Here is a 14,670-nt window from a genome sequence, read left to right on the forward strand (position 1 = left end):
TTGACTACTAAAAAAACAGCGCCTGATTTGTTATTAGTTATTATTACGTTATTGCTTTTAACAATAGGATTAATTATGGTCTACAGTGCAAGTGCGGTATGGGCGGATTATAAATTTGACGACTCGTTTTTCTTCGCAAAACGGCAGCTGCTGTTTGCGGGGATCGGCGTCATTGCCATGTTTTTCATTATGAATGTGGATTATTGGACATGGCGCACATGGTCGAAGCTGCTTCTGATCATTTGTTTTTTTCTGCTTGTGCTTGTGCTGATTCCGGGAGTCGGAATGGTGCGGAACGGTTCAAGAAGCTGGATCGGAGTGGGAGCGTTCAGCATTCAGCCTTCGGAGTTTATGAAACTCGCGATGATTGCGTTTCTGGCTAAATTTCTTTCTGAAAAACAGAAGAATATTACGTCATTCAGACGCGGATTCGTTCCCGCGCTCGGAATCGTGTTTTCTGCATTTATTATTATTATGTGCCAGCCGGACCTGGGAACGGGGACGGTAATGGTGGGTACGTGCATCGTGATGATTTTTGTATCCGGTGCGCGAATCGCTCATTTCGCGTTTCTCGGACTCATCGGTTTAAGCGGATTTGCGGCGCTTGTTCTGTCCGCTCCTTATCGGATTAAACGGATTACCTCTTACTTAAACCCGTGGGAGGACCCGCTTGGAAGCGGATTTCAGATCATTCAGTCGCTCTATGCCGTAGGTCCGGGCGGACTGTTCGGGATGGGGCTCGGCCAAAGCCGGCAAAAGTTTTTTTACCTGCCGGAGCCGCAAACCGATTTCATTTTTGCTATTTTATCTGAGGAACTCGGCTTTATCGGCGGTTCGCTCATATTGCTGCTGTTCAGTATTTTATTATGGCGGGGCGTCAGGATTGCCCTCGGCGCGCCGGATTTATACGGAAGCTTTGTCGCCATCGGTATTATTTCTATGATAGCTATTCAAGTCATGATTAATATCGGCGTTGTGACGGGGCTGATCCCGGTAACAGGAATTACGCTGCCGTTTTTAAGCTACGGAGGCTCATCACTGACGCTGATGCTCGCAGCGGTCGGCGTGCTTTTAAATGTCAGCCGGTACTCGAGGTATTGATCTGTATCTTGCCTCATCACTCATGATCTATTCGTTATCTATAAAAAAACAGACAACATCAATAACCCTGTCCTAAAAAACAGGGTTATCGCTATGTGATTAAGGGGGACATACGAATGCGTATTGCAGTAAGCGGAGGCGGAACCGGAGGACATATTTATCCGGCTTTGGCCTTTATTAAAGAAGTTCAGCGCCGGCATCCGGATGTGGAATTTTTGTATATCGGAACAGAGAACGGTCTTGAGAAAAAAATTGTTGAACGGGAAAATATCCCGTTCCGCGCCATTGAAATTACAGGTTTCAAACGAAAACTTTCTTTTGAAAATGTAAAAACCGTCATGCGTTTCTTAAAAGGCGTGAAGAAAAGCAAATCATATTTAAAAGAGTTTAAACCGGATGCCGTTATCGGTACAGGCGGCTATGTATGCGGTCCGGTTGTATACGCGGCGGCAAAAATGGGAATTCCGACGATCATTCATGAGCAAAACAGCCTTCCAGGCATCACAAATAAGTTTCTCTCGAAATATGTTAATAAGGTGGCAATTTGCTTTGAAGAGGCAAAATCACATTTTCCTGCTGAAAAAGTTGTGTTTACGGGAAACCCGAGAGCCTCTGAAGTCGTCTCAATTAAGACAGGCCGCTCATTAACTGAGTTCGGGCTGAAAGATAATCAAAAAACGGTGCTCATTTTCGGCGGAAGCAGAGGCGCGGCTCCCATTAACCGTGCCGTTATAGATATGCAGGAAGAATTGAAAACGAGACCTTACCAAGTGCTTTATATTACCGGGGAAGTGCATTACGAGAAGGTAACGGCTGAGCTGAAAGGCGGAAAAGCCGCTGATAATATGGTGACAAAACCGTTTTTGCACCAAATGCCGGAGTACTTACAATCAATTGATGTCATTGTGGCAAGAGCCGGAGCGACGACGATTGCGGAGATCACCGCTCTCGGCATTCCGAGCGTGCTTATTCCGAGCCCGTATGTGACAGCCAATCACCAGGAAGTCAATGCGAAGGCGCTCAGCCAGCATGACGCTGCAATCGTACTGAAGGAAACCGAGCTCAGCGGAGAAAAACTGATCGCTGCGCTGGACAAAATCGTCATGAATGAAGAAACCTTAAAAGACATGAGTGAGCGGACAAAATCACTCGGTGTTCCGGATGCGGCAGCCAGACTGTACAGTATCATGGAAGACATAAAAAAATAGAGCAAATGGAATGCGGAGGTTTATGATGGAGAACGTAATTCAGGAATTAAGAGACCGCGAAGTCGGCAAAGTGCTGGAACAAGAACCGCTCGCGAACCATACAACGATGAAAATCGGCGGTCCGGCGGACATTTTAATCATCCCCAACCGTGTGGAAGCGGTCAAAGATATTATGGATATTGTGAAGAAACATGATCTGCCATGGACGGTTATCGGCCGCGGTTCAAATCTGCTCGTGCTTGATGAAGGCATAAGAGGAGTTGTCATCAAACTGGGCGCAGGTCTGGATCATTTGGAGATTGACGGTGATCAGGTGACGGTCGGAGGCGGCTATTCGGTCGTCCGGCTTGCGACTTCCATGAGTAAAAAAGGAATGTCCGGTCTCGAATTTGCAGCGGGCATCCCCGGATCAATCGGCGGGGCCGTCTATATGAATGCCGGGGCGCACGGATCTGATATGAGTGAGATTCTTGTGAAAGCCCGTATCTTATTTGAAGACGGCACAATCGAATGGCTGACAAACGAAGAGATGGATTTCAGCTACAGAACGTCTGTTTTGCAGAAAAAACGCCCCGGCGTCTGTCTCGAGGCAGTTCTTCAGCTTGAGCAAAAGGAACGGGAAGCCATTACGGCGCAAATGCAGCAGAACAAAGATTACAGAAAAAATACGCAGCCGTATTCAAGCCCATGCGCCGGAAGCATATTCAGAAATCCGCTGCCGAATCATGCCGGAAACCTCGTTGAAAAAGCGGGATTAAAAGGACATCAGATCGGCGGAGCGAAAGTATCCGAAATGCACGGAAATTTTATCGTCAATGCCGGCGGAGCGACTGCCAAGGACGTTCTCGACCTGATTGAGTATGTGAAAAAGACAATCCGTGAGCAGTATGATGTTGACATGCATACAGAAGTTGAAATCATCGGAGGGAATCGTTAAAAGGTTCTCTGATTTACATGAGCTCATGTGATATACTTTTAACAAATGTCAAACGGCATCACAGCATGCCGTTTGTTTTTCAATCAGACGAATGTCAAGCTGTTTCATTCTTAGTGAGGTGGACAGGCAGTGAACCCAAATCATGAAAGAGAAAAAATCGTAAATATTGAAGAGCGGATTCCGAAAATCAAAGAGCAGCGGAAACAAAAAGCAAACCGCCGGCTGATTTCATTCATTGTGCTCTTTTTTATGATGGTGCTGATCATCGTGTACTTGCAGATGCCGATCAGCAAAGTGTCTTCTGTCACCGTTTCCGGAAACGAAAACGTGTCTGTAAAAGAGATCAACGCGCTTTCTGATATACATAACGGACAAACCGAGTTCTGGAGTCTGAACAAGAAAAAAACAGAAGAAAAGATTGAGCAGAATAAACTGGTGAAAAAGGCGGATCTTTCAAAAGTATTTCCTAATAAAGTCAGCATTCACATTGAAGAATACAAGACGATCGCGTATCTGCAGCGGAATGATGTGTATTATGAAGTGCTGGAGAACGGCACCGTGCTGCCGAACGAAGTCACGCCGGATGACGCGGGCCCGATTTTGGTTGACTGGACAAACGCGAAAAAGCGGGTCAAAATGGCGGAACAGCTTGATAAGCTTTCCGGTTCGCTAAAGCAGTCGATTTCTGAAATCTATTATACACCGGTAAAAATGGATCAGGACCGGATCAAGCTGTATATGAACGACGGGTATGTAGTTACCGCTTCTATTAAAACATTTGCCGACCGGATGAAGACCTATCCTTCTATCGTTTCCCAGCTGGACGGCGGGAAAAAGGGGATTATCCACTTAGAAGTCGCTACGTATTTTGAAGAATTTAACAAAGGTAAATCCGGCAAGAAAAAAGAAAATGATTAATAGTTCTAAAGAACTAATTTAGAGGTGATTCAAAAGAATCTATTATAATCAGCGGGGCAGCCGATATAACCGATAGCGGAATAATTATGACTATGTTTGTTTTTGCCTGGGATAGGCTGCCGGACAAGCGGAAAATTCTCAATGCAATGGGCGTGTCTTCTTTAATGAGCATTGCATTTGGAATTTTCCTCCTGTTTCTTCTTTTTTCGGATGTTTCTGGCAATATCTATAGCTTTTCTGGAGGTTCATCTTAGTGTAGACTAATGGAAAGCGGGTATATTTGCATCTGGTTTACACATTATGGCACCGTGACAGGAAATCTTACGGTAAGGTGGTCCGTCTCTAAAAAAAATAAAAAAAATGCGATATAAAAGAGGATATACATAGAATATAACGAATAGTTTCATTAAACATAAATTGTGAGAAATCAGATAGAAATTTGTTGATGCTGTTGTTTTTGTTACACACTTGTAAAGCCACATCCATTGTATTGTTGTTCCGCAAATAATAGAATAGAATTTGATCGAAATGTGAGGAGGTGCCATAGAATGAACAACAATGAACTTTACGTCAGTCTTGACATCGGTACGTCCAATACAAAAGTGATCGTCGGAGAAATGACAGATGATTCCCTTAACATTATCGGAGTGGGAAATGTACCGTCTGAAGGGTTGAAAAAAGGCTCAATCGTTGATATAGATGAAACCGTTCATTCTATAAGAAAAGCGTTTGACCAAGCTGAAAGAATGGTAGGTTTTCCGCTGAAAAAAGCCATTGTCGGCGTTAATGGAAATTATATTCATATTCAAGATACGAACGGCGTTGTCGCTGTTTCCAGTGAAAACAAAGAAATTCACGTTGAAGACGTCCGCAGGGTAATGGAAGCGGCACAGGTCGTGTCGGTTCCGCACGAGCAGCTGATCGTTGACGTCATTCCGAAACAGTTTATCGTTGACGGAAGAGACGAAATTACCGATCCGAAAAAAATGCTCGGTGTGCGCCTGGAAGTAGAAGGCACGCTGATTACCGGCTCCAAAACGATCTTACATAATTTACTTCGCTGTGTGGAGAGAGCGGGCGTTGAAATTACTGATATCTGCCTGCAGCCGCTTGCGGCCGGTTCGGCGGCTTTGTCAAAAGACGAAAAAAACCTCGGAGTCGCCATGATTGATATCGGCGGCGGCTCGACGACGGTGGCGGTATTTGAACAGGGGCACCTGAAGGAGACAGCCGTCATTCCGCTCGGAGGCGAAAACATCACGAAAGATGTATCGATCGGATTGCGCACTTCCACCGAAGAGGCTGAAAGAGTAAAAAAACAATTCGGACATGCATTCTACGATGAGGCTTCAGAAGATGAAGTATTTGAAGTCACCGTCATAGGAACGAATCAAAAGCAATCTTTTACACAGCAGGAAATTGCCAATATTATTGAAGCAAGAGTGGAAGAGATTCTTGAGATTGCCGCAGCCGAAATTGAGCATATGGGAATTACAGATCTGCCCGGCGGCTTTGTGCTGACCGGCGGACAGGCCGCAATGCCCGGAGTGCTTTCATTGGCACAGGAAGTGCTGAGGCACAATGTAAGGGTCGCAAGCCCGAATTATATCGGTGTAAGAGACCCTCAGTATATGACGGGTGTCGGCTTGATACAATTTGCCTGCCGAAATGCCAGAATTCAGGGAAGAAAAATAGGCTTTCATATGCCGGAAGAAGCCGTGCAGGAAATCGCGGTCTCTCACGAAGAAGAACATCATCAGCGGCCTGAGGCGCAGCAGCGTCCAAAAGCAAAACAAAAAACACAAGCCGAACACAACAAACCGAGCAAAATGAAAAAACTATTAAGCATGTTTTGGGAATAGATTGATAGTCATTCGGCAGATTAGGAGGATTTAGCATGTTGGATTTCGAAACAAACATAGACGGCTTAGCATCAATTAAAGTAATCGGAGTAGGAGGCGGCGGTAATAACGCGGTCAACCGAATGATTGAAAATGAAGTGCAGGGTGTAGAGTACATTGCGGTAAACACGGACGCGCAAGCTCTTAACCTGTCAAAAGCGGAAGTGAAAATGCAGATCGGGGAAAAGCTGACCCGCGGTCTCGGAGCGGGAGCGAATCCGGAAGTCGGCAAAAAAGCCGCTGAAGAAAGTAAGGAACAAATCGAAGAAGCGCTAAAAGGCGCTGACATGGTGTTCGTTACAGCCGGAATGGGAGGCGGTACCGGAACGGGAGCCGCACCGGTGATCGCGCAAATCGCAAAGGACTTAGGCGCTTTGACTGTCGGTGTCGTAACAAGACCGTTTACATTTGAAGGAAGAAAACGCCAGCTGCAGGCTGCAGGCGGTATCACGGCAATGAAAGAAGCCGTTGACACACTGATCGTTATTCCGAATGACCGCATTCTTGAAATTGTCGATAAAAACACACCGATGCTTGAAGCATTCCGTGAAGCTGATAACGTGCTTCGCCAAGGGGTGCAAGGTATCTCTGACCTCATCGCAACGCCTGGTTTAATCAACTTGGACTTTGCCGATGTCAAAACCATCATGTCCAACAAAGGTTCAGCATTGATGGGTATCGGGATCGCTACGGGCGAAAGCCGTGCTGCTGAAGCCGCCAAAAAGGCGATCTCCAGTCCGTTACTGGAAGCGGCAATCGACGGAGCGCAAGGTGTTTTGATGAACATTACGGGAGGTACAAACCTGAGCCTCTACGAAGTGCAGGAAGCAGCCGACATCGTCGCTTCTGCATCTGACCCTGATGTCAATATGATTTTCGGTTCAGTTATCAATGAAAATCTGAAAGATGAAATCGTCGTCACCGTTATTGCGACCGGTTTTATCGAACAGGAAAAAGATGACTCAAAACCGCAGCGTCCGAATTTAAACCAAGGATTGAAGTCTCAAAGCCAAAACGCTGCGAAACGTGAGCCGAAACGAGAAGAAACACAGCATCAAAACACGGTGAACCGCCATACATCACAGCCGGCGGATGATGCTCTCGACATTCCTACATTTTTAAGAAACCGCAACAAACGCGGCTGATGTAAAAAAGGACAAGACCACATGGTTTTGTCCTTTTTCTTTTTGTGCACAGTCTTCCTTCCTATCCCCCATGATCTATACAGTGAAAAAAGAAACTTTATACCTATGACGAATTGATTGTTTTTTAGTTTCATACGGCTTTCTACAGAATGTGACAATATCTGAATGGAAGATTGTCTACATTTAACGTACAGCATCGAAATGACAAACGATTCCAATTATGAAGGAGGGATACACATTTTATAGGTCGTTACCAAATAAGGGGGGGATACGATTGAAGAAAAAAACAAGAAACAGATGGACAGGCTCCGTTTTAAGCGCGATTGTCGTCAGTTCACTGTTGTTTCCGGGTGGAGCCGGAGCGAACAGCACACCGGGGGCAGTTTCTTTCACCAAAGATCTTTCTTCCTCTAAGAGCATTCAGCATAAGATTTCCGATTCAGTCAAGAAGCGTTTTGAAAAAAATGATAAAGTCACGTTTCTTATCAAATTTAAAGAGAAAGCCAATACGAAAAAAGCGGTCAAACAAGCAGAAAAAAATGCCGAGTCTCAATCGCTTTCCGCAGCAAAAACCGAATATCAAAAGCGGTCAGCCGTCGTTTCTTCTTTAAAACTGGCGGCTCATGATGCGCAGCAGAATCTGAAAACATATTTGGAAAAACAAAAAAAGAAAGGAAAGGCTGATCACATCCATTCCTATTATATTGTCAACGGAATGGCAGTCACTGCTTCGAAAGAGGTAATGGAAAAAGCCGCCTCATTTCCTGAAGTAGAAAAAGTTCTTCCGAATGAAAAACGTCAGCTTACTCAACGGCAATCAAAAGCTCCTTTTCAAATGAAGAAAAAACAAAAAGAGATTAAAGCAAAGGAAGGCATCGAATGGAATATCAGCCAAATTGATGCGCCGCAGGCCTGGGCCTCAGGATACGACGGAACCGGCACGGTTGTCGCCTCCATTGATACGGGAGTTCAGTGGGATCATCCCGCGCTTAAGGAAAAATACCGGGGTTACGATCCTGAAAATCCCGCAGCGCCGAATCATGAAATGAACTGGTATGATGCCGTGTCCCATAAAGACGCTCCCTACGATGATCTTGAACACGGCACTCATGTAACAGGGACCATGACGGGTTCAGAACCTGACGGCTCAAATCAAATCGGTGTGGCTCCGGGGGCGAAATGGATCGCAGTAAAAGCATTTTCAGATGACGGAGGAACCGATGCCGATATTTTGGATGCCGGTGAATGGGTGCTCGCGCCTAAAGATAAAAACGGCACGCCGCATCCCGAGATGGCGCCGGATGTTGTCAATAATTCCTGGGCAGGCGGTTCGGGAATGGACGAGTGGTACCGCGATATGGTGAATGCGTGGAGAGCGGCAGGGATTTTTCCTGAATTCTCTGCGGGGAATGAAGACTTATTTACACCGGGAGGACCGGGTTCAATCGCAAATCCGGCCAATTATCCTGAAGCAGTTGCGACAGGTGCGACTGACATCGACAAGAAACTCGCTGATTTCTCACTTCAAGGCCCCTCCCCGTATCATGAAACAAAACCGGACATTTCGGCTCCGGGAGTGAATATCCGTTCTTCTATTCCTGGAGGAACATACGAAGGCGGCTGGGACGGAACTTCAATGGCCGGGCCGCATGTGGCGGCGACGGCGGCTTTGTTAAGGCAGGCGAACGCCTCTATTACGGTCGATGAAATGGAAGACGTTTTGACGCGCACCGCCGAAAAGCTGACAGATTCCGTTTTTCCGGAATCACCGAATAACGGTTACGGCCACGGTCTCGTTAACGCTTTTGATGCCGTTTCTGCCGTAACGGACGGAATCGGAAGCGTAGAAGGCAAGGTATCTTCTGCGGGCGAAGATCACAATCCGCCCAGCTTTCGTCATGAACCGGTCTCAGAGGCTTACAAAGGGACAAGCCTTCCGTTAACGGTTACAGCAGAAGATGATGTAAGCGTAACTGAGGTGATCCTCTCCTATCAGTTTGATGAAGGAGAGTGGAAAACGACAGCCGCCGTTCAAAAAAGCGGTGATGAAAAAAAGGGAACATACCAGGCGGAGATTCCGGACATAACGGGAAGCAAGATAAGTTATAAATGGACCATAAAAGATTTCGGAGGTCATTCTGTAGAATCTGATACGTACCGGGCTGACGTGAAACCGAGCATTACGGCGGGATACAAAGAGAATTTTGAATCACAGCCGGCGGGCTGGTCAAGTTACGGGACACATGACCAATGGGAATGGGGTATCCCGGGTTCAGGGCCAGGCGCCGCATTTTCCGGAGAAAAAGTGTATGCGACGAATCTGTCCGGCCCTTATGCCGATTCGGCCAACATGAATCTGGTGATGCCTCCGATACAAGTTCCGGAAACAGGGCGGCTGTTTTTACAATTTAAAAGCTGGCACAAGCTCGAAGAATTTTTTGATTACGGGTATGTGTTCGTTCTGCCGGAAGGGAAATCAAATTGGGAGCAGGCGGCCGTTTACAATGGTGATTCCGCAGGATGGAATGATGAAGAGGCAGATTTATCTGCGTATAAAGGCCAAAACATAAAGCTCATGTTTAATATGCAGTCTGACGAAGTACTCAATGAAGACGGATGGTATATCGATGATGTCCGGCTTTCAAGCAGCCCTCTCGGCAAGGCGGCTAAAAAAAGTAAACACAACAGACAAACACCTCCCGGCCACCTGAAGAAAAAAGCCATCAGTCCGAAACAGGCCAAACCGGCAGTGAAATCGCCCGGAAAAAGAGTGAAACGTGAAACAAACCTCCTGCCGCTCAGAGCGCAAATCAGTGTCGCCGAGACGGGGAAATCCGTGTATTCCGACCCCGCAACCGGAAGCTACAGCCTGTCACATAAGGCGGGAAGCTATACGCTGAAAGCCGAGGCTTACGGATTTAAGTCCGCTTCGAAACAAGTTTCTATTCAATCAGACAAAACCGCACAGGCAGACTTTACACTGGAGCAAATGCCGTCCGGCACGCTAAAAGGAACCATCACCAATCAGTCCACAGGCGAACCGGTAAAAGGGGCTGCGCTTTATGTGGCCGAGGATGCCGCAATTGAACCGGCGGTGACAAACGATAAAGGGGAATATTCGCTTAAGGCGTACGAAGGCTCCTACACAATCAAAGTAGCGGCAAAAGGCTTTTACAATAGCGAATTTTCTGTGGACATCAAAGGAGATGCTGAAAAAAACGTCAAGCTTAAGCCGTATGTCGGTTATGAAGGGGAAATCGCCTATGATAACGGGACGGAAGAAGCCGCGCTGTCATATTTTAAAGCCGGCAGCAAATCTGCCGTTAAGATGACCCTCAAAGATGGAAAAGAACACGGTATGCTGACAGGAGGCCTTTTTAAATTTTGGGGCGCCGACTGGCCTGATCCGGGCGGTACCGAATTTCAAGCAGAAGTATATGATGTATCCGGCCCTGATGGAGCTCCTGGCAGCAAAATTGCCGGCCCGTTCCAAGCTGAAGCGCTTCGAAACGGCGAGTGGACCAAAGTGGATCTCAGCTCAAAAGGAATCGCGGTCGGAAAGGATTTTTATCTTGTGTTCCGTCAGACGAAACCCGATCCTTATACACCTGCCCTGTCATCTGATGACGGCAGTCCGTACTCGAACAGAAACTGGCAATACCTCGACGGCCGCTGGTCAAAAGCCGATAAATCAGACGGAAACTTTATGATCAGGGCTTTGGTCGACTACGAAGCTTCTGTGCCTGAGATAACGTCGCCTGAAGACCGGTCATTTACAAACAAGAAGTCAATCACGGTGAAAGGAACGGCTTCACCAAAAACCGCTGTCCGTCTTACCAATAACGGTAAAACCGCCGCAGAAACGAAAGCAGATGCAGACGGCAATTTCCAGGCCGGTGTCACACTCACTAAAGATGCCAATCGGCTGACGGCGGCATCTGTGACAGACAGCGGGTCAACCGACGAGTCACGCCCTGTCACGGTCATACTGGATGAGGATAAGCCTGATGTGACGATTGACAGTCCGGCAAACAGTGATAAAACAAATAAAGAAGCAGTGACTGTAAAAGGAAAAGTGCACGACGCCCATTTAAAATGGGTAAAGGTGAACGGAAAAAAAGCTGAAGTAAATAACGGTTCTTATCAAGCGAGAACCCTTCTGGAAAACGGCAGCAATGAGATCAAGGTCACGGCCTCAGATGAAGCGGGTAACAAAACAACGAAAAAGACGGTAATCGATGTCAATTACAATGCTCCCGTCATTTCCGGATTGGTTCCCGGAGCGGATAAGGAATTAAAAGCCGGAGAATCAGTGAAAATCGCTTTTTCAAGCGGAAAGAAATTAGACGCTTCCTTCGTGATCCGTCTGCCTCTGACAAACGCCCGGGCAGGGAGCCAAAACGCAACAGAGCTTCCGCTGAGAGAAATGTCTCCGGGACGATATGAGGGTTACTGGACGGCGGCTTCTTCCATCAAAGCAAGCGGAGCAAAAATTGACGTTATCGCAAGAGATGACTACGGAAATGAAACAAGACAGACTGCTAAAGGAAAACTTTATATCAATGAGTAAAACAGAGCGCTGCCAGATCACGGCAGCGCTTTTTTAGTTGAAGGGGACAATAGAAAATCAACCTTTTCGGCCCTCGACAAATAAAACGGTTATCCCTTAAAAATTGTACTTTACCCTCAACATTAATTGACAGACTTTCCCACAGAGCTTGCTTTATACTTATGAAACAAGAGAGAGAAACAGATATGTAAGACAAAAGAGGAAAGGGGTCAGATGTGAAAATCTATCTGGATGTCATTTGGCTGTTGAACTTTTGTTTTGATTCTCTTTTGCTTTTATTGACCGCCTTTATTTTAAAACGCCAAGTGAAAAAAAGAAGAGTGGCCGCCGGCGGTTTCATCGGGTCAGCCATTGTGCTTCTGATGTTTACGCCTGTTTCTCCCTTTGTGGAGCATCCGGCGGGAAAAATGGCGTTTTCGGTAGTCATCGTGCTTACGGCTTTTGGCTTTAAACGGTTCCGATACTTTTTTCAAAATTTGTTCGCCTTTTATTTCGCGACTTTTCTCGTCGGCGGGGGAATGATCGGCGTACATTCCCTGCTGCAGACAGAATCAATTGTGCAGCAAGGCGTAATGGTCACAAGCCAGACCGGATTCGGCGACCCGATCAGCTGGATGTTTGTAGTTATCGGATTTCCGGCCATATGGATTTTTTCGAAAAAGAGAATTGAAGACATCGAGACGAAGTCCATTCAGTACGATGAACTTGTCATGGTGCAGGCGGAATTCAGCGGACAGACAATCCGCGCGAAAGGATTGGTGGATTCCGGGAATCAGCTGTATGATCCGCTGACGAAAACGCCGGTCATGATCCTTCACATTGACAAATTCGCTCCGATTCTCAGCGAAAAGGAAACGGACCTCATCAAATCCGCCAGTCCGCTTGAAGTGATAGAGCAGCTTGATGATTCGTTCCGCCATGCGGATAAGCTGAGGCTGATTCCATACAGGGGCGTCGGCCAGGACAATCAATTTTTACTCTGTTTAAAGCCGGATTACGTCACGATTTTAACAAAAGACGAGATGATCGCATGTGAAAAATGCCTGATCGGCATCAGCACGAAGCCATTATCCGCGGACGGTGAATTTGACGGAATCGTTCACCCGAAGATGCTGACAGGGAAGGCTGTAAAACATGTTTCCTGACGAAAAGTCTGTTATTCATCATACTCAAAACGCGTTGTATTTAGAAGGGGGAGGAAGATGAAAAAACTTAAGCTGCGTCTGACATATTTGTGGTATAAATGGCTGATGAAACTCGGACTGAAAAGCGATGAAGTGTATTACATAGGAGGAAGCGAGGCGCTGCCGCCGCCTTTGTCTAAAGAAGAGGAGCAGGTGCTCTTATTAAAGCTGCCGAGCGGGGATCAGGCGGCGCGGGCCATCCTGATTGAGAGAAACTTACGTCTTGTCGTTTACATTGCCCGCAAATTCGAAAACACCGGCATCAATATCGAGGACTTAATCAGCATAGGCACCATCGGTTTGATCAAAGCGGTAAACACGTTTAATCCGGAAAAGAAAATCAAACTCGCCACCTACGCATCGCGATGTATTGAAAACGAAATTTTAATGTACTTGCGCCGAAACAATAAAATCCGTTCAGAGGTGTCCTTTGATGAACCGCTGAACATTGATTGGGACGGAAACGAACTGCTGCTTTCGGATGTGCTCGGCACAGATGATGATATTATTACGAAAGACATTGAAGCCAATGTGGATAAAAAACTTTTGAAAAAAGCGCTTGAGCAATTAAACGAAAGAGAAAAGCAGATTATGGAACTGCGTTTCGGGCTTGTCGGAGAAGAAGAAAAAACACAAAAAGATGTAGCCGACATGATGGGGATTTCACAATCTTATATCTCCCGGCTCGAAAAGCGGATTATCAAAAGACTGAGAAAAGAGTTTAACAAAATGGTGTAAAATTTTTTCCATCTGACAGCCCTTACTGCTGCAAGGATTGCCGCCGCCGGTTGTTTATTTCTGTAAAATGGCGGTGCATATTTTTCCCACCCGAGGAGATACTTAACGTTGTACAGCAGCTCCTAGTGGGAGGGAAAAACGTGTCAAGAAATAAAGTCGAAATTTGCGGGGTGGATACCTCCAAATTACCGGTGCTCAAGAATGAAGAGATGAGAAAGCTGTTTAGGCAATTGCAGGATGAGGGCGATGATTCAGCGAGGGAAAAGCTTGTAAACGGCAATCTGCGCCTTGTCTTAAGCGTCATTCAGAGGTTTAACAACAGAGGAGAGTATGTTGATGACTTATTTCAGGTCGGCTGCATCGGACTAATGAAATCCATTGATAATTTTGACCTAAGCCATAATGTTAAGTTTTCAACATACGCTGTACCGATGATCATCGGAGAAATCCGCAGATATTTGCGGGATAACAATCCGATCCGCGTCTCGAGGTCGCTTCGCGATATCGCATATAAAGCGCTTCAAGTAAGAGAGCGGTTAATCAGTGAGACAAGCAGGGAGCCGACAGCAGAGGAAATCGCCAAAGTTCTTGAAGTGCCCCATGAAGAAATTGTGTTTGCCCTTGACGCCATCCAGGATCCGGTTTCACTGTTTGAGCCGATTTATAATGACGGCGGCGATCCGATCTACGTGATGGACCAGATCAGCGATGAGCGCAACAAGGATACACAATGGATTGAGGAGCTCGCTCTGAAAGAAGGCATGAGAAGACTGAACGAACGGGAAAAAATGATTTTGCGAAAGCGCTTTTTCCAAGGGAAAACCCAAATGGAAGTCGCGGAGGAAATCGGGATATCCCAAGCTCAGGTCTCAAGGCTTGAAAAGGCAGCCATTAAACAAATGAATAAGAATATCCATCAATAACGGAAAAAGCCTTTAAACCTTGTTTAAAGGCTTTTTTCATGCGAT

Annotated in this window: 10 protein-coding genes; all 10 read left to right on the forward strand. The window is 46.4% G+C overall.

What is annotated here, in order from left to right; translation table 11 throughout:
* The 10 genes from spoVE (at position 1) to sigG (ending at position 14,625) form a co-directional block, all read left to right on the forward strand.
* The gene (gene spoVE / locus VP472_RS07565) at positions 1 to 1,101 is read left to right on the forward strand and encodes a stage V sporulation protein E (RefSeq protein ID WP_003154430.1); all 1,101 of its coding nucleotides are present in this window, start codon (positions 1 to 3) and stop codon (positions 1,099 to 1,101) included.
* A gap of 116 nt (positions 1,102 to 1,217) precedes the next feature.
* Positions 1,218 to 2,309 (forward strand): undecaprenyldiphospho-muramoylpentapeptide beta-N-acetylglucosaminyltransferase, encoded by a 1,092-nt coding sequence (murG, locus tag VP472_RS07570; RefSeq protein ID WP_003154428.1) that lies wholly within the window; start codon positions 1,218 to 1,220, stop codon positions 2,307 to 2,309.
* A gap of 25 nt (positions 2,310 to 2,334) precedes the next feature.
* Positions 2,335 to 3,246, forward strand: coding sequence for a UDP-N-acetylmuramate dehydrogenase (gene murB, locus VP472_RS07575; protein ID WP_015388267.1), 912 nt, complete (start codon positions 2,335 to 2,337; stop codon positions 3,244 to 3,246).
* A gap of 129 nt (positions 3,247 to 3,375) precedes the next feature.
* Entirely contained in the window at positions 3,376 to 4,164 is a 789-nt protein-coding gene (locus VP472_RS07580) for a cell division protein FtsQ/DivIB (protein WP_024085278.1), read from the forward strand.
* A gap of 548 nt (positions 4,165 to 4,712) precedes the next feature.
* Positions 4,713 to 6,026, forward strand: coding sequence for a cell division protein FtsA (ftsA, locus tag VP472_RS07585; protein ID WP_077722176.1), 1,314 nt, complete (start codon positions 4,713 to 4,715; stop codon positions 6,024 to 6,026).
* Positions 6,027 to 6,061: 35 nt separating this feature from the next.
* Positions 6,062 to 7,210 (forward strand): cell division protein FtsZ, encoded by a 1,149-nt coding sequence (ftsZ, locus tag VP472_RS07590; RefSeq protein WP_070081790.1) that lies wholly within the window; start codon positions 6,062 to 6,064, stop codon positions 7,208 to 7,210.
* A gap of 274 nt (positions 7,211 to 7,484) precedes the next feature.
* The gene (locus VP472_RS07595; protein ID WP_146276726.1) at positions 7,485 to 11,780 is read left to right on the forward strand and encodes a S8 family peptidase; all 4,296 of its coding nucleotides are present in this window, start codon (positions 7,485 to 7,487) and stop codon (positions 11,778 to 11,780) included.
* Between the two features lie 215 nt (positions 11,781 to 11,995).
* Positions 11,996 to 12,925: a sigma-E processing peptidase SpoIIGA gene (gene spoIIGA, locus VP472_RS07600; protein WP_070081792.1), complete on the forward strand. Its 930-nt coding sequence runs from the start codon at positions 11,996 to 11,998 to the stop codon at positions 12,923 to 12,925.
* Between the two features lie 57 nt (positions 12,926 to 12,982).
* Positions 12,983 to 13,702 (forward strand): RNA polymerase sporulation sigma factor SigE, encoded by a 720-nt coding sequence (gene sigE, locus VP472_RS07605; RefSeq protein ID WP_007409714.1) that lies wholly within the window; start codon positions 12,983 to 12,985, stop codon positions 13,700 to 13,702.
* 140 nt (positions 13,703 to 13,842) lie between these two features.
* Positions 13,843 to 14,625, forward strand: coding sequence for an RNA polymerase sporulation sigma factor SigG (gene sigG, locus VP472_RS07610; RefSeq protein WP_003154420.1), 783 nt, complete (start codon positions 13,843 to 13,845; stop codon positions 14,623 to 14,625).
* Positions 14,626 to 14,670 lie beyond the last annotated feature (45 nt).

The organism is Bacillus sp. MT(2024) (assembly GCF_036362845.1).
GTDB classification, from domain to species: Bacteria; Bacillota; Bacilli; order Bacillales; family Bacillaceae; genus Bacillus; species Bacillus velezensis.